At 73.0% G+C, this 18,946-nt stretch carries 15 protein-coding genes and 1 pseudogene; 9 read left to right on the top strand and 7 right to left on the bottom strand.

Annotated elements, in window-relative coordinates; translation table 11 throughout:
* Positions 1-3: 3 nt before the first annotated feature.
* Entirely contained in the window at positions 4-1,389 is a 1,386-nt protein-coding gene (locus QF032_RS26885) for a sensor histidine kinase (protein ID WP_307046010.1), read from the bottom strand.
* Complete coding sequence (locus tag QF032_RS26880) at positions 1,386-2,120, bottom strand: response regulator transcription factor (protein WP_307046008.1); 735 nt, start codon at positions 2,118-2,120, stop codon at positions 1,386-1,388. Before QF032_RS26880 ends, QF032_RS26885 begins: the two co-directional genes overlap by 4 nt.
* Before the next feature lie 121 nt (positions 2,121-2,241).
* Between QF032_RS26880 and QF032_RS26875 the strand changes: the two genes are divergently transcribed.
* The gene (locus QF032_RS26875) at positions 2,242-2,841 is read left to right on the top strand and encodes a PepSY domain-containing protein (protein ID WP_307046006.1); all 600 of its coding nucleotides are present in this window, start codon (positions 2,242-2,244) and stop codon (positions 2,839-2,841) included.
* 30 nt (positions 2,842-2,871) lie between these two features.
* On the opposite strand, the gene QF032_RS26870 is transcribed toward QF032_RS26875, so the two are convergent.
* The 3 genes from QF032_RS26870 to QF032_RS26860 form a co-directional block, all read right to left on the bottom strand.
* Positions 2,872-4,215 carry an MFS transporter gene (locus tag QF032_RS26870; protein ID WP_307046005.1) on the bottom strand — a complete coding sequence of 448 codons (1,344 nt, stop codon included), beginning with the start codon at positions 4,213-4,215 and terminating at the stop codon, positions 2,872-2,874.
* 190 nt (positions 4,216-4,405) lie between these two features.
* The gene (gene meaB / locus QF032_RS26865; RefSeq protein ID WP_307046003.1) at positions 4,406-5,362 is read right to left on the bottom strand and encodes a methylmalonyl Co-A mutase-associated GTPase MeaB; all 957 of its coding nucleotides are present in this window, start codon (positions 5,360-5,362) and stop codon (positions 4,406-4,408) included.
* Positions 5,363-5,420: 58 nt separating this feature from the next.
* Positions 5,421-6,632, bottom strand: coding sequence for an acetyl-CoA C-acetyltransferase (locus QF032_RS26860; RefSeq protein ID WP_307046001.1), 1,212 nt, complete (start codon positions 6,630-6,632; stop codon positions 5,421-5,423).
* A gap of 151 nt (positions 6,633-6,783) precedes the next feature.
* On the opposite strand from QF032_RS26860, the gene mce reads away from it, so the two are divergent.
* The 7 genes and pseudogenes from mce (at position 6,784) to QF032_RS26825 (ending at position 16,575) form a co-directional block, all read left to right on the top strand.
* Positions 6,784-7,224, top strand: a complete 441-nt coding sequence (mce, locus tag QF032_RS26855; protein ID WP_306949231.1) for a methylmalonyl-CoA epimerase — start codon at positions 6,784-6,786, stop codon at positions 7,222-7,224.
* Between the two features lie 230 nt (positions 7,225-7,454).
* Positions 7,455-11,337, top strand: a pseudogene (gene scy, locus QF032_RS26850) (polarized growth protein Scy).
* A 183-nt stretch (positions 11,338-11,520) separates the two neighbouring features.
* The gene (locus QF032_RS26845) at positions 11,521-12,459 is read left to right on the top strand and encodes a cellulose-binding protein (RefSeq protein ID WP_306949233.1); all 939 of its coding nucleotides are present in this window, start codon (positions 11,521-11,523) and stop codon (positions 12,457-12,459) included.
* Positions 12,460-12,543: 84 nt separating this feature from the next.
* Complete coding sequence (locus QF032_RS26840; protein WP_307045997.1) at positions 12,544-13,536, top strand: ABC transporter ATP-binding protein; 993 nt, start codon at positions 12,544-12,546, stop codon at positions 13,534-13,536.
* Between the two features lie 2 nt (positions 13,537-13,538).
* Positions 13,539-14,309 carry an ABC transporter permease gene (locus QF032_RS26835; RefSeq protein ID WP_307045995.1) on the top strand — a complete coding sequence of 257 codons (771 nt, stop codon included), beginning with the start codon at positions 13,539-13,541 and terminating at the stop codon, positions 14,307-14,309.
* Positions 14,310-14,419: 110 nt separating this feature from the next.
* Entirely contained in the window at positions 14,420-15,697 is a 1,278-nt protein-coding gene (locus tag QF032_RS26830) for an ABC transporter ATP-binding protein (RefSeq protein WP_307045993.1), read from the top strand.
* The gene (locus QF032_RS26825) at positions 15,694-16,575 is read left to right on the top strand and encodes an ABC transporter permease subunit (RefSeq protein ID WP_307045991.1); all 882 of its coding nucleotides are present in this window, start codon (positions 15,694-15,696) and stop codon (positions 16,573-16,575) included. Before QF032_RS26830 ends, QF032_RS26825 begins: the two co-directional genes overlap by 4 nt.
* A gap of 35 nt (positions 16,576-16,610) precedes the next feature.
* On the opposite strand, the gene QF032_RS26820 is transcribed toward QF032_RS26825, so the two are convergent.
* Positions 16,611-16,943: an ATP/GTP-binding protein gene (locus QF032_RS26820; RefSeq protein WP_307045989.1), complete on the bottom strand. Its 333-nt coding sequence runs from the start codon at positions 16,941-16,943 to the stop codon at positions 16,611-16,613.
* A 221-nt stretch (positions 16,944-17,164) separates the two neighbouring features.
* Between QF032_RS26820 and QF032_RS26815 the strand changes: the two genes are divergently transcribed.
* Positions 17,165-18,193: an LLM class flavin-dependent oxidoreductase gene (locus QF032_RS26815; protein WP_306949239.1), complete on the top strand. Its 1,029-nt coding sequence runs from the start codon at positions 17,165-17,167 to the stop codon at positions 18,191-18,193.
* A 96-nt stretch (positions 18,194-18,289) separates the two neighbouring features.
* Here the strand turns inward: QF032_RS26815 and QF032_RS26810 are convergent, their stop codons facing one another.
* The gene (locus QF032_RS26810; protein ID WP_306949240.1) at positions 18,290-18,682 is read right to left on the bottom strand and encodes an SCO5389 family protein; all 393 of its coding nucleotides are present in this window, start codon (positions 18,680-18,682) and stop codon (positions 18,290-18,292) included.
* Positions 18,683-18,946: the final 264 nt, after the last annotated feature.

Below are 18,946 nucleotides of genomic sequence, written 5' to 3'. Positions count from 1 at the left end.
CCCCTACGCCCGGAGCACCCCCTCCGCGGTGACGGCCGGCAGGCGGAGCTCGAACCGGGCTCCGCCTGCCGGCGTCTCACCGACCGTGAGCGTGCCGCCGTGCCGCGCCGCCACGTCCCTGGCGATCGCGAGACCGAGGCCCGCTCCGCCGTCGTCACGGCCGCGCGCGTCGTCCAGCCGGACGAAGCGCTCGAAGATCCGCTCCCGGTCGGCTTCCGGCACTCCGTCCCCGTCGTCGGCGACCTCGACGACGACCCGGTCGCCCGACCGCCGCACGCTCACCGCGACCTCCGTCCGGGCGTGCCGCTGCGCGTTGTCGAGCAGGTTGGCCAGCACCCTCCGCAACTGCCCCCGCGATCCGGCCACCGCGGCGGCCGCTCCGCCCGCCGCCTCCACCGTCACCGCCGGCCGCCCGGCGGCCTCCTCGCACGCCAGCGCCGCCAGGTCGACCCGCCCGCCCGCGGGCTCCTCCCCCGCGTCCAGCCGGGCGAGCAGCAGCAGGTCGGCGGCCAGCCGTTGCAGCCGGACGGTGTCCTCGACCGCGCCCGCCACGTCCAGCAGCCCGGGGTGCGCGGCGCCCACCTCCAGCTGGGTGCGCAGCGAGGCGATCGGGCTGCGCAGCTCGTGGGAGGCGTCGGCGACGAACCGGCGCTGCCGCTCCACCGAGGTCTCCAGCGCGGCGAGCGTCTCGTTGGTCGTCCTGGCCAGCCGGGCGACCTCGTCGTGGGTGTCCGGCTCGGGCACCCGGCGGCCCAGGTCGGCGGAGGCGGTGATCGCCGCCATCTCGCGCCGGATTCCCTCGACCGGCCGCAGCGCCCTCCGGGTGACCAGCCAGGTCACCGCCGCGACGACGGCCAGCAGCAGCGGGAAGCCGATCAGCATGACCGTCAGGGCGGTGCGCACGGCGCCGCGTTCGACGGACAGCGGGGCGCCGGCGTACACGGTCAGCGGGCCCTCGACCGGGTCCTGGACCCGCAGGGCGGCGAACCGGTAGCCGGCCGTGTCGCCGTCGACGGTCGCGGAGCCGTCGTCGAAGCGGGCCTCCTCCTCGATCTCGCCGGGGTCGAGGTCGTCGTCGGCCTCCGCGGCCGGCGTCCCGCTGATCCGCTCCAGATCCTCGGACGCGGCGACCTGCCGGCCTGCCGCGTCGACGACCCGGACCGGGCGGTCGTCGTCGTCCAGGGAGGACAGCCGGTCGTACGCCGTCCCGACGGACAGCTGGGCGGCGACGGCCCGCGCGGCGCGCTCCGCCTGCGCGTCGGCCTGGTCGAGCAGCTGGGAGCGCAGGGACAGCAGCACGGCGGCGCCGGCCGCGAGCAGGGCGACGGCGACCACGAGGACCGCGCCGAGGGTCGCGCGCGCCCGCACCGAGCCGAACCTGCGGCTCATCGCGCCGTCTCCGGCCGCTCCAGCCGGTACCCGGCGCCGCGCACGGTCCGGATGAGCCCCGCGCCCAGCTTGCGGCGCAGCGCGCTGACGTACACCTCGACGATGTTGGGGTCGCCGTCGTAGGCGAAGTCCCAGACGTGCTCGAGGACGTCGGCCTTGGACACCACCTCGCCGGCCCGGGTCGCGAGGTGCTCCAGCACGGCGAACTCCTTGGCGGTGAGGACGGTCTCCTCCCCGCCGACGAAGACCCGCCGGGCGGCGGTGTCCACGGTCAGCCCGCCCAGTTCCAGCACCGGCGAGGCCCCGCCGTCCCGGCCGCGCCGGCGCAGCAGCGCCTTCACCCGGGCGACGAGGACGACGTACGAGAACGGCTTGGTCAGATAGTCGTCCGCGCCCGTGTCCAGGCCCTCCGCCTCGTCGTACTCGCCGTCCTTGGCGGTGAGCATGAGGATCGGCAGGTCGTGGCCGGCGGCGCGCAGCGCGGAGCAGACCCGGTAGCCGTTCATGCCGGGCAGCATGATGTCGAGGAGGAGCAGGTCGTACGGCGACTCACCGGCCTGGTGCAGCCCCTCCAGGCCGTTGTGGACGACGTCCACGGCGTAGCCCTCGGCGGCGAGGCCCCCGGCCAGCGACAGCGCCAGCCGGCGTTCGTCCTCGACGATCAGGATCCGGAAGGGGTGGCGCGCGGCGGCGCCTGGGGCGGGGCGGTGGCGGATGACGGGCGGGCGCATGCGCTCAGGATGCCAAACCGAAGCTGAAGCGCCCTTCAGGTGTCTTCAGCGGGGCTTCAGCTCCGGTCGGGCAGCGTGGTCCTCGTCGAAAGCGAACGACCCCGAAACCGGAGGAACCCCCATGAAGCGCAAGCTCGTCACCGCCGTCGCCGCCGCGTCCGTCCTGCTCGGCGGGGGTGCCGCGGTCGCCTTCGCGGACGGCGCCTCGTCCACCGGCGCGGCGCAGGCCCCGGCCGCCGAGGCGCGGACGGCGGCACGGGCCGGCGACGCGGACAAGGCGACCACCGCCTCGAAGACCGGCGCGAAGGCCGGCGTCACGGAGGCGATCGCGGCCGCGCTGGCCCACACCCCCGGCACCGCGGTATCCGCCGACCGCGAGGACGACGGCCAGGGCGCCGGGACCTGGCAGGTGGACGTCGTGAAGGCGGACGGCGCCGAGTACGCCGTCACCGTCTCCCCGGACACCGGCAAGGTGCTCGGGGCCCACCGTGACACGGACGACGACGGTGACGACGACGGCCGTGCGGACCTCGCCGCACTGAAGGGCACGACGGTGGACGCCCGGGAGGCCGTCCGGGCCGTCGCCGCGAAGGGCACGGTGAGCGACGTCGACCTGGACGACGACGCGGGCGCCGGCGTCTGGAGCGTGGACACCGCCGGGGGCGGCGAGTGGCTGGTGGACGCGCGTACCGGCAAGGTCACGCAGGACCTCGACGACTGACCCGCCCGGGACCGATCCCGCCCGCCGGTGTCACGGGCGGTCTGAGACGAGGGGCACGAGTTCGCTCGTGTCCCTCTCCGGCGTGCCCTTCCCGGGCGTGTCCTTCCGCCCCGTGCCCTGCCCCGGCTTGTCTTTCCTCGGCCGGCCTTTCCTCGGCGGGCCCTGCCTCGGCCTGTCCCGCCGCGACGCGCCCGCGACGAGTGCCGACGTCGCGAGCACCGCCGCCCCGGTCAGCGCGAAGCACGCCCCCACCGGCAGCCGCACGGCCAGCGCCCCGGCGACCGCCGTGCCGGCTGTGCAGCCCGCGTTGACGGCGGTGTTGATCCACGCCCCCGCGCGCACCCGGGCCTGCGGGCCGGCGACCTCGTCGGCGATGAGGTAGGCCGTGGTGAGCGCCGGCGACACGAAGAACCCGGCGACCGCGACGGCCGCGGCCAGGGTGCCGAGGCCCGGTGCCAGGGCCGCGCCGCACAGGGTCAGACCGAGGCCCGCCGTGAGCACCGGCAGCCGGGCCGGGGCCGGCGTCCGCCAGGAGACGGCGCCGTTGAGCAGCCCGCCGACGGCGCTGCCGGCCGACAACGCCGCCAGCACCCAGGCCACGCCCGCCCCACCGGTGCCGTGTCCGTGCCGTTCCGCGAACGCCACGACCAGCAGGTCGACCACGCCCAGCGCCAGGCCGACGCCGGCGATCGCGGCCACGGGCCGTCCGAGCCCGCGCAGCCCGCCGCCGCCCCGCCGCTCGGCGCCGGTGCCCGCGGGCGCCGTCCGCAGCGCGGGGGACGACAGGAACCCGGCCGTGCCGCCGGCCATCAGGGCCGCGCCGGCCACGATCCCGGCGGCCGGAGGTGCGAAGCCGACGAGGACGCCGACCAGCAGCGGCCCGGTCACGAACAGCAGTTCCTCGGCGACGCCGTCGAGGCTGTAGGCGCGCTGGAGCAGGGCCCGGTCGGGGGCGAGCCGCGTCCAGACGGCCCGCATGGCCGGCCCCAGCGGCGGCACACAGGCCCCGGCGGCCGCGGCGAGGGCGCCGAGCGCCGGTGCGGGGGCGGCGCCCGGCCGGGAGAGCGCCGCGGCCAGCAGCCCGAGCAGCACGGTGTGCCCGGCCGTCATCGGCACCAGCGCCCGGCGTGGCCCGTGGCGGTCGACGAGGGCCGCCCGCGCGGGCGACAGGAAGACGGCGGTGGCTCCGAACAGCGCCATCACGGCGCCGGCCACCGCGTACGAGCCCGAGGACCGGGTCACGGCGAGCATCACGGACAGCGGGACGACCGCGTAGGACAACCGGCCGGTCAGGGCGGCGGCGAAGGTGCGGCGGGCGTGCGGGAGCCGCAGGACGACGGCATACGAAGGCCGCACGGACGGTGAAGCGGACATGAGGAGGTTCCTCGACTCGAGGCAGGGCGGGAAGGGGGACGCCGGATCGCCGCGACCGGTCCGGCCTGCTGCCGCTCACCGATCACGGACCTGGGCGGTCCCTATGCCAAGAGGAGAAACACGAAACGAACGTACCAGCGCCCGCGCACGCCCCGCACGCCGTTTTCCACCGCCGTGCCGCCGGCCCCGCTCACCCCTCCGTGAGCCCCGCCACCAGTTCGTCGGCCGCGCGGTAGGGGTCGAGTTCGCCGGTGACGATGCGGTCCGCCAGGCTGCTCAGGCGGCGGTCGCCGTGCAGGTCGCCGATGCGTTCGCGCAGGGCCGTGACGGCGATCGTCTCGACCTCGCGGGCGGCGCGGGCGCGGCGGCGCTCGGCGAGGACGCCGTGCTCCTCCATCCACGCCCGGTGCTTCTCCAGCGCCTCGACGACCTCGTCGATGCCTTCGGAGCGCGCAGCCACGGTCTTCACGATCGGGGGCCGCCAGTCCCCGGGGCCGCGGGCCTCGCCGAGGCCGAGCATGTGGTTCAGTTCGCGGGCGGTGGCGTCGGCGCCGTCCCGGTCGGCCTTGTTGACGACGTAGACGTCGCCGATCTCCAGGATGCCCGCCTTGGCCGCCTGGATGCCGTCGCCCATTCCCGGGGCCAGCAGGACCACGCTGGTGTCCGCCTGGGAGGCGATCTCGACCTCCGACTGGCCGACGCCGACCGTCTCGACCAGGATCACGTCGCAGCCGGCGGCGTCCAGCACGCGGATCGCCTGCGGGGCCGACCAGGCGAGGCCGCCGAGGTGGCCGCGGGTGGCCATGGAGCGGATGTAGACGCCGGGGTCGGAGGCGTGGTCGGACATCCGGACCCGGTCGCCGAGGAGCGCGCCCCCGGAGAACGGGGAGGACGGGTCGACGGCGAGCACGCCGACCCGCCTGCCCTGCCTGCGGTAGGCGGTGACCAGCGCGGAGGTCGAGGTGGACTTGCCCACGCCCGGCGACCCCGTCAGCCCGACCACGTAGGCATTGCCGGTGAGCGGCGCCAGGGCCGCCATGACCTCCCTGAGCTGCGGGGACGCCCCCTCCACGAGGGAGATCAGCCGGGCCACGGCCCGGGGGCGGCCTTCCCTGGCCTGGGCGACCAGCGAGGAGACGTCCTGCATCACAGCTCCGTTCAGATCCGTTCAGTTGCGTTCAGCGGGTGACGTCGCGCGACGCGACTCAGGCCTTGGGCACCCGCACGATCAGCGCGTCGCCCTGCCCGCCGCCGCCGCACAGCGCCGCCGCGCCGACGCCGCCGCCGCGCCGCTTGAGCTCCAGGGCCAGGTGCAGCACCAGCCGGGCGCCGGACATGCCGATCGGGTGTCCGAGGGCGATGGCACCACCGTTGACGTTCACCTTTTCCGTGGACACGCCGAGGTCCTTCATTGACTGGACCGCGACGGCGGCGAAGGCCTCGTTGATCTCGATCAGGTCCAGGTCGGCGACCTCCAGGCCCTCCTTCTTCAGGGCGTGCGCGATGGCGTTGGAGGGCTGGGACTGCAGCGAGTTGTCCGGCCCGGCCACGTTGCCGTGGGCGCCGATCTCGGCGATCCACTCCAGGCCGAGCTCCTGCGCCTTGGCCTTGCTCATCACGACGACGGCCGCCGCGCCGTCGGAGATCTGCGAGGACGAGCCCGCGGTGATCGTGCCGTCCTTGGCGAACGCCGGGCGGAGCTTGCCGAGGGACTCCGCGGTCGTGTCGGCGCGGATGCCCTCGTCCTTGCTGAAGACGACCGGCTCGCCCTTGCGCTGCGGGATCTCGACCGGGGTGATCTCCGCCTCGAAGACGCCGTTCTTCTGGGCGGCGGCCGCACGCTGGTGGGACAGGGCGGCGATCTCGTCCTGCTCCGGACGGGCGAGGCCGAGGCGGGTGTTGTGCTTCTCGGTGGACTCGCCCATGGCGATGTTCTCGAAGGCGTCGGTCAGACCGTCGTGCGCCATCGCGTCGAGCATCTCGATCGCGCCGTACTTGAAGCCCTCGCGGGACTTCGGCAGCAGGTGCGGGGCGTTCGTCATGGACTCCTGACCGCCGGCCACGACGACGTCGAACTCACCCGCGCGGATCAGCTGGTCCGCGAGGGCGATCGCGTCCAGGCCCGAGAGACACACCTTGTTGATCGTGAGCGCCGGCACGTTCATCGGGATGCCGGCCTTGACGGCGGCCTGACGGGCCGGGATCTGGCCCGCGCCGGCCTGCAGCACCTGGCCCATGATCACGTACTGCACCTGGTCGCCGCCGATGCCCGCGCGGTCGAGGGCGGCCTTGATCGCGAAGCCGCCGAGATCGGCTCCGGAGAAGGACTTGAGGGAGCCCAGCAGTCGTCCCATGGGCGTACGCGCGCCCGCGACGATCACCGAGGTCGTGCCGTTGGAACCAGTCGAGTCAGTCATGAGCTGCGATTCCCCTTACCGGCCTGCACAGGCCGAGGAGTGAACGAGGGTTTACTTCGAATGTACTGAGTGGCACTCCGTGCCGTCATCGGGCCGTCAGTGTGATCGCGCGCACGTTGCGTAACCACCTCCGCCGCGCTGCACTAGCAGCATGCTGACGCGAATCGACCACATCGGGATCGCCTGCCACGACCTCGACGCGACCGTCGAGTTCTACCGTTCCACATACGGCTTCGAGGTGTTCCACTCCGAGGTCAACGAGGAGCAGGGCGTGCGCGAGGCCATGCTCAAGATCAACGACACCTCCGACGGCGGCGCCTCCTACCTGCAGCTTCTGGAGCCGACCCGCCCCGACTCCACCGTCGCCAAGTGGCTCGACAAGAACGGCGAGGGCGTCCACCACATCGCTTTCGGCACGGCGGACGTGGACGGCGAGGCGGCCGACATCCGTTCCAAGGGCGTACGCGTTCTGTACGAAGAGCCCCGACGCGGCTCCATGGGGTCACGAATCACCTTCCTGCACCCGAAGGATTGCCACGGAGTACTGACAGAACTGGTCACATCGGCCCCTGTTGAGTCACCTGAGCACTGACCCCCGTACATATGGGCCGGTAGGGTTGGGCTCGGTCGCCGCTCACACCGGGGCGACCCGGTCCTGCCGTCAGCGGCGGGACGCAGCCGGGGTCCGGGTTTCGGGGGACGAGCGTCGGGGCAGCAGCCCATGCTCCGTCGTTGATCTGACACCATTCCCCGGGGGCCCCGTCCGGCGGATGGACGGGGCTCGTTCGGAAGCTTGCGACCAGGGACGGATGGGACCGCGCAGTGCGGGGCTATGAGAGCCAGGAGCGGGAGCCGGCGGCTGACGTCGACCACCTGACTCGGTTCGAAGCCGAGATGAAGCGGCTGAAGACCGAGCGGGAAAAGGCGATCCAGCATGCCGAGGACCTCGGCTACCAGGTCGAGGTGCTGCGCGCCAAGTTGCACGAGGCGCGGCGCACCATCATGTCCCGGCCCGCCTTCGACGGCGGCGACCTCGGGTACCAGGCCGAGCAGCTGCTGCGCAACGCGCAGATGCAGGCCGACCAGCTGCGGCAGGACGCCGAACGGGAGCTGAGCCAGGCCCGGGCGCAGACGCAGCGCATCCTCCAGGAGCACGCCGAGCAGGCGGCCCGCCTCCAGGCGGAGCTGCACCAGGAGGCCGTCACCCGCCGCCAGCAGCTCGACCAGGAGCTGGCCGAGCGCCGGCAGAACGTCGAGTCGCACGTCAACGAGAACGTGGCGTGGGCCGAGCAGCTGCGCGCCCGTACCGAGGCGCAGGCCCGCCGGCTCCTCGACGAGTCGCGGGCCGAGGCCGAGCAGGCCCTGACGGCCGCGCGCGCCGAGGCCGAACGGGTGGCGACGGAGGCCCGGCAGCGGCTGCAGGCCGACGCCGAGTCGGCCCGCGCCGAGGCCGAGCAGCTGCTGCTGCGGGCCCGCACCGACGCCGAGCGGCTGCTGAACGCCGCGTCCACGCAGGCCCAGGAGGCCAGCGACCACGCGGAGCAGCTGCGCACCTCCACCGTCACCGAGTCCGACGCCGCCCGCCGGCAGGCCGGCGAGCTCAGCCGCGCCGCCGAGCAGCGGATGTCCGAGGCCGAGGAGGCGCTGCGCAAGGCGCAGGCCGAGGCCGACAAGGTGCTCGCCGAGGCCAAGGAGGCCGCGTCGAAGACGCTCGCGGGCGCCGAGTCGGCCAACGAGCAGCGCACCCGCACCGCGAAGGAGCAGGTCGCCCGGCTGGTCAGCGAGGCCACCAAGGAGGCCGAGACCACCAAGGCAGACGCCGAGCAGCTCGTCGCCGATGCCCGCGCCGAGGCCGAGAAGATCGTCGCGGAGGCCTCCGAGAAGGCCCGCACGCTCACCGCCGAGGAGAGCGCGACCCAGCTGTCGAAGGCGGCGAAGACCGCCGAGGACGTCCTCGTCAAGGCGCAGGAGGACGCCCAGCGCACCACCAGGGCCGCCGCCGAGGAGGCCGAGCGGATCCGCCGTGAGGCGGAGACCGAGGCCGACCGGCTGCGCGCCGAGGCGCACGACATCGCCGAGCAGCTCAAGGGCTCGGCGAAGGACGACACCAAGGAGTACCGCGCCAAGACGGTCGAGTTGCAGGAGGAGGCCCGCCGGCTGCGCGGCGAGGCCGAGCAGCTGCGCGCCGACGCCGTCGCCGAGGGCGAGAAGATCCGCGCGGAGGCCCGCAAGGAGGCCGTCCAGCAGATCGAGGAGGCGGCCAGGACCGCCGAGGAGCTGCTGTCCAAGGCGAAGGCCGACGCGGACGAGCTGCGGCAGAAGGCCACCGCGGACAGCGAGAAGGTGCGCACCGAGGCCATCGAGCGCGCCACCGCACTGCGCCGGCAGGCCGCCGAGACCCTGGAGCGCACCCGCGCGGAGGCCGAGCGCTCCCGCGAGGAGGCGGTGGAGCTCGCCGAGACCATCACCTCGAACGCCGAGCAGGCCGCGCGCGAACTGCGCGAGGAGACCGAGCGCGGCATAGAGGCCCGGCAGGCGGAGGCGGCCGAGGAGCTGACCCGGCTGCAGACGGAGACGGAGAGCCGGCTGGCCTCCGCCGAGCAGGCGCTCACCGACGCCCGCGAGGAGGCCGCGCGGATCCGCCGCGAGGCCGTCGAGGAGACCGAACGGCTGCGCTCCGAGGCCGCCGACCGGATCCGCACCCTTCAGCAGCAGGCCGACGCGGAGGCGGAGCGGCTGCGCAACGAGGCCGCCGCCGACGCGGCCGCCTCGCGCGCCGAGGGCGAGGCCGTCGCCGTCCGGCTGCGTTCCGACGCGGCCGCCGAGGCGGAGCGCCTCAAGACCGAGGCCCAGGACACCGCCGACCGGGTGCGCGCGGAGGCGCAGGCCGCGGCCGAGCGGCTGGCCGACGAGGCGTCCGAGACGCTGGCCGCCGCCCAGGAGGAGGCCGTCCGGCGCCGGCGCGAGGCCGAGGAGCTGCTCGGCTCCGCCCGCCAGGAGGCCGGCCAGGAACGCGAGCGGGCCCGCGAGCAGAGCGAGGAGCTGCTGGCCTCGGCGCGCAAGCGCGTGGAGGAGGCGCAGACCGAGGCCGTCCGGCTGGTCGAGGAGGCCGACCGGCGGGCCACCGAGATGGTGTCGGCTGCCGAGCAGCACGCGCAGCAGGTGCGGGATTCCGTGGCCGGACTGCACGAGCAGGCACAGGACGAGATCACCGGGCTGCGCTCGGCCGCCGAGCACGCGGCGGACCGCGTCCGGCGCGAGGCCGAGGAGGAAGCGGACCGGGTCCGCACCGACGCCTACGCCGAGCGGGAGCGGGCCGCCGAGGACGCGGGCCGGGTCCGGCGGGAGGCGAGCGAGGCGGCGCAGGCGGCGCAGGCGCTGGCCGAGCAGACCGTCGGCGAGGCGATCACGGAGGCCGAGCGGCTGCGCTCGGAGGCGTCCGCGCACGCCCAGCGGGTGCGCACCGAGGCGTCGGACACCATCGCCCAGGCCGAGCAGGACGCGTCGCGCACCCGCGCCGACGCCCGCGACGACGCCAACCGCATCCGCTCGGACGCGGCGACGCAGGCCGACACCCTCATCACCGAGGCCCGAAGCGAGGCGGAGCGGCTCCAGACGGAGACCCTCGCGGAGGCCGAGCGGCTGCAGTCGGAGACGATCGCGGAGGCCGAGCGGCTGCGCGCCGAGTCGGTCGCCAAGGCGGAGAAGCTGATCTCGGACGCGTCGGGGGACGCGGAGCGGCTGCGTGCCGAGGCCGCCGAGACGGTGGGGTCCGCACAACAGCACGCCGAGCGGGTCAGGACCGAGGCGGAGCGCTTCAAGGCGGAGGCGGCCGCGGAGGCCGACCGTCTGATGAGCGTCGCCCGCGAGGAGGCCGATTCGACGCTGGACGAGGCCCGCAAGGAGGCCAACAAGCGGCGCTCCGAGGCGGCCGAGCAGGTCGACACGCTCATCACGGAGACCGCGGCCGAGGCGGACAGGCTGCTCGCCGAGGCGCAGACGCAGGCGCAGAAGACCACCGCGGACGCGGAGGCGCAGGCCGACTCGATGGTCGGCGCGGCGCGCAGCGAGGCCGACCGGCTGGTCTCCGAGGCCACGGTGGAGGGCAACTCCCGGGTGGAGAAGGCCCGTACGGACGCGGACGAGCTGCTCATCGGCGCCCGGCGCGACGCGACGGCCATAAGGGAGCGGGCCGAGGAGCTGCGCGACCGCATCACGAGCGAGATCGAGTCGCTGCACGAGCGGGCCCGCCGCGAGGCCGCCGAGACGATGAAGTCGACCGGCGACCGCTGCGACGCGCTCATCAAGGCGTCCGAGGAGCAGCTCGCGAAGGCGCAGGCGAAGGCGCGGGAGCTGGTGTCGGACGCCAACTCCGAGGCCGGCAAGGTCCGCATCGCCGCGGTGAAGAAGGCGGAGGGGCTCCTCAAGGAGGCCGAGCAGAAGAAGTCGGCGCTGGTGCGGGAGGCCGAGGAGCTCAAGGCCGAGGCGATCCGCGAGGCGCGGCGCCACGGTCGAGGAGGGCAAGCGGGAGCTGGAGGTCCTGGTGCGCCGGCGTGAGGACATCAACGCGGAGATCTCCCGGGTCCAGGACGTGCTGGAGGCGCTGGAGTCCTTCGAGGCGCCGCCCGGGAGCAAGGACGGGGGCGTAAAGGCGGGTGCCGCCATCGGAGCTCCCCGATCGGGTGGGAAGCCCTCGGACGGTTAGCGGAATGTGTGGATTGGGTTAAAGTCTGGGGCCTTTGACCGGACCTTTGGCAAGGGGTGTGCCGCTCAGCCACCCAAAAGGGGTGTCATTCTCCAGATCAAACACGCATACGCTCGATGACACACCGCTCAGGCCCCTAGGATTCCACCTATCACCTCACCGGTCTCATTCGACAGGAACCCCATGAGCGACACTTCCCCCTACGGCTTCGAGCTTGTGCGGCGTGGGTACGACCGCGCTCAGGTGGACGAACGCATCTCGAAGCTCGTCTCCGACCGTGACAGCGCTCTGGCTCGTATCACTGCTCTGGAAAAGCGCATCGAGGAGCTCCACCTCGAGACGCAGAACGCCCAGGCCCAGGTAAGCGACGCGGAGCCGTCGTACGCCGGCCTCGGCGCGCGTGTCGAGAAGATCCTCCGCCTCGCCGAGGAAGAGGCCAAGGACCTGCGCGAGGAGGCCCGTCGCGCGGCCGAGCAGCACCGGGAGCTCGCCGAGTCGGCCGCCCAGCAGGTGCGCAACGACGCGGAATCGTTCGCTGCGGAGCGCAAGTCCAAGGCGGAGGACGAGGGCGTCCGGATCGTCGAGAAGGCCAAGAGCGACGCGTCGCAGCTGCGTTCCGAGGCGCAGAAGGACGCGCAGTCGAAGCGTGAGGAGGCGGACGCCCTCTTCGAGGAGACCCGCGCGAAGGCCGCGCAGGCGGCCGCCGACTTCGAGACCAACCTGGCCAAGCGCCGCGAGCAGTCGGAGCGCGACCTGGCGTCCCGTCAGCAGAAGGCGGAGAAGCGTCTCGCGGAGATCGAGCACCGCGCGGAGCAGCTGCGTCTGGAGGCGGAGAAGCTGCGCACCGACGCCGAGCGTCGTGCCCGTCAGACCGTCGAGACCGCGCAGCGCCAGGCCGAGGACATCGTGGCTGACGCGAACGCCAAGGCGGACCGGATCCGCTCCGAGTCCGAGCGCGAGCTGGCGGCGCTCACCAACCGTCGCGACAGCATCAACGCCCAGCTGACGAACGTCCGCGAGATGCTCGCCACGCTGACCGGCGCCGCGGTGGCCGCGGCCGGTGCGCCGTCCACGGACGACGAGCCGATCTCGCGCGGGGTCCCGGCACAGCAGACCCGGTAACGTCCGCGGGTACGGGGAACGGACATCGCCGAGCCCTCTGCCACTCCGGTGGCAGGGGGCTTTGCCGCGCTTTAGCGTGGCCGCATGATCGAGCTGTCGGGACTGACCAAGCGGTACGGCGACACGGTGGCGGTGAACAACCTCAGCTTCACCGTGAGGCCGGGCATCGTCACGGGCTTCCTCGGTCCCAACGGCGCCGGGAAGTCCACCACCATGCGGATGATGCTCGGTCTCGACCGGCCGACCGCGGGGGACGTCCTCATCGACGGGCAGCACTACGACCGGCTCAGGGATCCCCTCACCTACATCGGCGCCCTGCTGGACGCGAAGGCCATGCACGGTGGGCGCAGCGCCTTCAACCATCTGCTGTGTCTCGCGCAGAGCAACGGCATCCCGCGCAGCCGGGTGCACGAGGTGCTGGACACCGTCGGGCTCACCTCCGTGGCGCGGAAGAAGGCCAAGGGGTTCTCGCTGGGCATGGGCCAGCGGCTGGGCATCGCGGGCGCACTCCTCGGCGACCCGCGGATCCTGATGTTCGACGAGCCGGTCAACGGCCTCGACCCCGAGGGCATCCACTGGATCCGCACGCTGATGAAATCGCTGGCCTCGCAGGGGCGGACGGTGTTCGTCTCCTCCCATCTGATGAGCGAGATGGCGCTCACCGCGGATCATCTCGTCGTCATCGGGCAGGGCCGGCTGCTCGCCGACACCTCCATGGCCGACTTCATCGCGCAGAACTCGCGCAGCTACGTCCGTATCCGCACCCCGCAGCGGGAGCGGCTGCTCGACGTGCTGCACGGCGCCGGGACGGTGGTCGTCGAGACCGGTGGCGGGGTGCTGGAGGTCGACGACGGCAAGCCCGAGCACATCGGCGAGCTGGCCGCGCGGCACCAGATCGTGCTGCACGAGCTGAGCCCCCAGCGGGCCTCCCTGGAGGAGGCGTTCATGCAGCTGACCGCGGAGTCGGTCCAGTACCACGCGCACACGGACGTGCCGATGGACGCGTCCCCGGGCGTGCCGGGCACGCCCGACGTACAGCCCCTGCAGCAGTGGGGCGACGACTGGACGAGGAGCTGACGATGGCGGCGACCCAGGTCATCCGGTCCGAATGGACCAAGATCCGGTCGGTGGCGTCCACGGTGTGGACACTGTCCCTCGCCGTGGTGGTCACCGTCGCGCTCGGTGTGCTGATCTCGGCGCTGTCGAGCCACGAGTTCGACAACATGAGCCGGGGCGACCGGCTCTCCTTCGACCCCACCTTCGTCAGCTTCGCCGGGATGACCCTCGGTCAGCTCGCGATGATCGTGTTCGGGGTGCTGGTGGTGTCGAACGAGTACAGCACCGGCATGATCCGCACCTCGCTGGCCGCGGTGCCGCAGCGCGGCGTCTTCCTGTTCAGCAAGATCGCGGTGGCCACCGGGCTCTCGCTGGCCGTGGGGCTCGTGACCAGCTTCGTCACGTTCTTCCTGGGGCAGGCCATGCTCGGCTCCCACCGGGCGTCGATCGAGGACAGCGGCGTCCTGCGGGCGGTGATCGGCGGCGGTCTGTACATGACGCTCATCGCCGTCTTCTCGATGGGCGTGGCCACGATGCTGCGCTCGCCGATGCTGTCGCTCGGCATCCTGATGCCGTTCTTCTTCCTGATCTCCAACATCCTCGGCAACGTCTCCGCCACGAAGAAGGTCGGCCGGTATCTGCCCGACCAGGCGGGCAGCAGGGTCATGCAGGTGGTCACGCGGATCGACGACGACACCCCGTACGGGCCCTGGGGCGGGTTCGCGATCATGACGTTGTGGACGGTGGCGGCGCTCGCCGGCGGCTACCTCCTGCTGAAGAAACGCGATGCGTAACGCTTTGGGCTTTGCTTTCTTTTGGGCGGAACCGTCAGCGCCCCGATAGTCTCCTAACCCTTACGGGGGCGTGTGCCCTGCTGTCCTGAACCTTTCGATGGGTGCGGAGCATGATCGAAGCAGTCGGCCTGACCAAGCGCTACGGCGACAAGACCGCTGTGTACAACCTTTCCTTCCAGGTCCGCCCTGGGGCGGTCACGGGCTTTCTCGGGCCGAACGGCTCGGGCAAGTCCACGACCATGCGGATGATCCTGGGCCTGGACAACCCGACCGCCGGGTCGGTGACGATCGGCGGCTACCCGTACCGCCGGCTGCCCAACGCGGCCCGCCAGGTGGGCGCCCTGCTGGACGCCAAGGCGGTGCACGGCGGCCGGCACGCCCGCAACCACCTGCTGAGCCTGGCCCAGCTGTCCGGCATCCCGGCGCGGCGGGTCGACGAGGTGCTCGGCGTGGTCGGCCTGCAGGACGTGGCCCGAAAGCGCTCCAAGGGCTTCTCCCTGGGCATGGGCCAGCGGCTCGGCATCGCGGCGGCCCTGCTCGGCGACCCCCAGGTGCTGCTCTTCGACGAGCCGGTCAACGGCCTCGACCCCGAGGGCATCCTCTGGGTGCGCAACCTGATGAAGGCGCTGGCCGCCGAGGGCCGCACGGTGTTCGTCTCCTCCCACCTGATGAGCGAGATGGCGCTGACCGCCGACCACCTGATCGTCATCGGGCGCGGGCAGCTGCTCTCCGACATGAGCGTGAAGGACTTCATCTCGGCCAACTCCGCCGACTTCGCGCGCGTGCGCACCCCGCACACCGACCCGGAGCTGCGCGAGAAGCTGGCCTCGGCGCTCACCGAGGCGGGCGGCCACGTCCTGCCCGAGCAGGACGGCGCGCTGCGGGTGACCGGACTGCCGTTGCCCCGCATCAGCGACATCGCCCACGACAGCGACGTCCGTCTGTGGGAGCTGTCGCCGCACCAGGCCTCCCTGGAGGAGGCGTACATGCGGATGACGCAGGGCGCCGTGGACTACCGGTCGACCATCGACCAGAAGGCCGGCCTCCAGCAGCAGCTGCCGCCCGGGGCGCAGCCGCCGATGCCGGTGCCGGGCCAGGGCCAGCCGGGCTGGTACGCCCCGCCGCCCCCGCAGCAGCAGGGCTACGCGCCTCCGCAGCCGGCCCCGACGCCTTTGGCGGCCGCCCACGGGGCGTACGCCGCCCCCGGAGCGCCCGGTTCGGCTCCCGGCCCGAACAACGCCGCCAACCCGTACGCGCAGCCGCCCGCACAGGCCCCGGCCGCGCCGCCGGCACCCGCGCCCGCGGCGCCGGCCGCGTCGGCGCCCGAAGCCGCGCCCGCGCCCGTGTCCGCCCCCGACGCCCCGACCGAGTCCGAGGACGCCCGATGAGCACCCCGCAGCACCCGACGCCGCAGGCCGCACCCGCCTGGCAGACGGCGCCCGGCGCCTCGTACGCCGCGGCCGGCCCCGTCTACACCTCGCCGATCCCGGTCGTGCGCACCCACCTCGGGAACGCCATCGCCTCGGAGTGGACCAAGATCCGGTCGGTGCGCTCCACCATGTGGACGCTCGGCGTGTACGTGTTCCTCGTCGTCGGCATCGGGCTGGGGGCCGGCGCGATCGTCGCCGCGAACGCCTCCGAGCAGGACCTCTCGGGCGACACCGCGCTGCCCTTCGGCTTCTTCGGACTGCTGCTGGGCAGCATGTGCGTCATCACGCTCGGCGTGCTCACCACGGCCTCGGAGTACGGCACCGGCATGATCCGCACGACCATGGTCGCCTGCCCCTCGCGCGGCCGGGTCCTCGCCGCGAAGGCGATCGTGTTCTTCGCCGTCGCCTTCACGGTGACGCTCGTGGCGTCGGCCTTCGTGGCCGTGATCCAGGTGGCGATGCTGTCCGGCGCCCGCGAGCCGAGCGGCGCGGAGTGGCTGAAGGCCACCGTGGGCGTATCCCTCTACCTGGCACTGCTGGGGCTGCTGTCGCTGGCCGTCGGCTCGATCATCCGGCACTCGGCGGGCGCCATCACCATCATGATCGGCCTGCTGCTGGCCCCGCTGGTCATCGCGATCTTCATGTTCTCGTCCTCGCTGGAGAGCCTGCGCCAGGCCCTCTTCGAGTACTCGATCCCCAGCCAGCTCAGCGTCTTCTACGCGGCCTCGCTCAGCGAGAGCGGCCCGAGCGGCTGGGACCCGCTGTGGATCGCGCTGGGTATGACGGCCGTCGTGCTCGGCGCCGCCTTCGTGCTCCTGGAGAAGCGGGACGTGTAGGCCACCGCACCCCCACGCCGAGCGCGCCCCCGGGTTCAGAACCTGGGTGCGTTGCGGGACCGCTGCATCCCCGGGGTGCGGCGGTCCCGTGCGTTCCAGCACGCCTTGTGCCAGTGACGCCGGTCGTCGACGCCTGCGTGCTCCGGCCAGGCCACCACGTGCGGGACGCCGCCGGGGATCAACTGGTCGCAGCCGGGGCACCGGTACGTTTTGCCCTGGGCGCTCGCCCCGGCCACATGCCGTACGCTCCACTCTTCGCCGCGCCAGTCCTGCGCCGACTCCCAGCCGCCGTAGCGGCTCGCGCGGTCGTCCTCGGCGCTCCGGCCCGACGAGCCCTCATCCTTGGGTCGGTTGCGACGCGGCGACACAGGACACCTCACGGGGCTATACAGGGGGCAGGGCCGTTCTCCAGCGTACGCGGCGCGAGCCCGGGCACCCGAGGGGCAGCGGACCCGCAGGCCCCTTTCCCGGACGCCGCATTCGGCAGACAATCCGCAAATCTCTCCGCCAGGCCGTGTCCTCGGCACGTGTCGGACGGTTATGCCGGGTGGGGGAGCTCCGTGTCGGAGCCAAGGAAGCAGGAAAGTCCATGCGCGTTGGAAGTTTTGTGTTGGGGGCCCAGTTCCCGGGCCAGGGTCAGGGCGAGGCGCTGCACCGCGCGGTCCGCTCGGCCGAGGTCGCCGAGGAGGCGGGGCTCGACTCGGTCTGGCTGGCCGAGCACCACTTCGTGCCGTACGGCACCTGTCCGTCGGCGGTCACCCTCGCCGCTCTGCTGCTGGGCCGCACCCGCCGCATCAGGGTGGGCACGGCGGTCAGTGTGCTGCCCACCGTCCATCCCGTCGCGCTCGGCGAACAGGCCGCGCTGCTGCACCTGACCAGCGGCGGCCGCTTCTCGCTGGGCGTCGGCCGCGGCGGGCCGTGGGTCGACCTCGAGGTGTTCGGCTCCGGCCTGGAGGCGTACGAGAAGGGGTTCCCGGAATCACTCGATCTGCTGGTGCGCTGGCTGCGTGAACCTTCGGTGGGAGCCGACGGCGAGCGCTTCCGCTTCCGTGAAGTCCCCGTCGTGCCCCGCCCGTCGGAGGCTTTGACGGAGGGCACGGGGCCGGAGGTCGTCGTCGCCTGCACCTCCCCCGCGAGCGTGCGGCTGGCCGCCGAACGCGGCCTGCCGATGCTGCTCGGCATGCACGTCGGGGACGAGGAGAAGGCCGAGATGGTCGCCCAGTGGCGGCGGTTCGCCCGCGCCGCCGGGCGGTCCGAGGGCGAGATCCGCGGCGCGGCGCATGTCTCGGCGGGCGTCTGCCAGATCGCGGACCGGCGCACGGACGCGGTGGAGACCCTGGTGAAGGCCATGCCGGGCTGGCTGAAGCAGGGGCTCGACGCCCATGTCACGGTGGACGGCCGGCCCCGCTCCATGCGGGACCCGGTGGCGTACACCGAACTGCTCTGCGGGCTGCACCCGGTGGGCACCCCGCGGCTCTGCGCCGACCGCCTCGCGGCCACCAGCGAGCGGACGGGCATCTCGCGCTTCGCCCTGCTCGTCGAGGGCTCCGGCGACCTGGCGGCCACCGAGGAGAACGTACGGCGGCTGGGCTCGGAGGTGCTCCCCCACCTCCGGTGAGCGGCCCAGCCGGCCGCTGAGCCTGCCGCTCCCGTGATGCTCCCGTGGTGTCGGAAACCTCCCGCATCAGGAGCGGCAAGCGACATCGTCATGCCGTCAGCAGTCCCGGAATTCCGGGGACTGGTTGAGCACCTGGCTGCGGATCGAGGTGAAGCGGTCCAGCTTCTCGTCGACAGCCGAGTCCAACGGGAACACCGCCACCCGGTGGCAGTTCTGGAAGGCGAGCCGCACACCGAAGTGCCGCTGCAGCGCGCCGCGTATGGCGTCACTCGCGAGCGCGCGCAGCAGCTGCCCGCGTGCCTGCTCGTCCGGCGGGGGCGTCTGGTTGTCGGCGAAGTCTCCGCCGTCCACCTTCAGCTGGGCCACCAGGGAGCTGACCATCTCCCATGCGTAGGGCAGGGAGGTCCGGACGCAGTCGACGAATTCTGCTTCGTCGACCTCGCCTCGCTCGGCCTGATCGAGTAGGGCCGGTGAGACGTCGAGCGACATGGGTACTCCTCTCGCACCCCCGAGAACGACGAGGGTTGACGGACAGGGAAGGGGAGCCCGCCATGCCGAAACACCGCACACGCTGAGTACACGCATCGCGACCTCCCGTTCACTACGGTAGGCAACGGACGGTGACCGCACCAGGAGAATGAGCACATAGGGAAGGCCTGTTGGGCACACAATCGGCCACTGTCGAACAGAGGTTTTCCTGATCAAAAGGGGCGGGGCGCAAGGGTGGCCCGTTGCGTGCGGGACCGTCGGACG

It is taken from the genome of Streptomyces achromogenes (assembly GCF_030816715.1).
Taxonomy (GTDB): Bacteria; Actinomycetota; Actinomycetes; order Streptomycetales; family Streptomycetaceae; genus Streptomyces; species Streptomyces achromogenes_A.
Note: the sequence above shows the minus strand (reverse complement) of the source record. Positions and strands in the feature narration are given on the sequence as shown.